Below are 567 nucleotides of genomic sequence, written 5' to 3'. Positions count from 1 at the left end.
GATCAACCCGAACAACCCCAGCGGCGCCAGCTACTCGCGCGAACTGCTGGAGAAGATCGTGGCGATCGCGGTCAAGCACAACCTGCTGCTGATGGTCGATGAGATCTACGACCAGATCCTCTACGACGGTGCCGCGTTCCATGCGGTGGCGCCACTGGCCGGCGAACACCCGTGCATCACCTTCAGCGGGCTGAGCAAGGTGCATCGCGCCTGCGGCTGGCGGGTGGGCTGGGCGATGCTGTCCGGCGCGGCCGAGCGGCTGGGCGAATTCCGCGCGGCGATGGACCTGCTCAGCGCACTGCGGCTGTGCGCCAACGTGCCCGGCCAGTACGCCATCGATGCCGCGGTCAACGGCCCGGACACCATCTCCCCGCTGTGCGCCCCCGGTGGCCGCCTGTATGAAACCCGGCGCGCGGTGATCGAGGCCTGCAACGCCAGCGAGCACCTGTCGCTGGTTGCCCCGGCCGGCGCGCTGTACGCGTTCCCGGCGGTGGTCGGCCCGGCCGCGCGCAGCTTCGACGACCATGATTTCGCCTTGGAACTGATGAACGAGGAAGGCGTGCTGGT

At 68.8% G+C, this 567-nt stretch carries 1 protein-coding gene; it reads left to right on the top strand.

Annotated features, from left to right (window positions below):
• Positions 1–58: 58 nt before the first annotated feature.
• A partial coding sequence (locus ACXJKJ_RS31620; protein ID WP_457395652.1) for an aminotransferase class I/II-fold pyridoxal phosphate-dependent enzyme occupies positions 59–567 on the top strand: 509 nt, incomplete at its 3' end.

The sequence above is a fragment of the Roseateles sp. P5_E1 genome, assembly GCF_054049335.1.
This window is presented reverse-complemented; position numbering and strand designations above follow the sequence as displayed.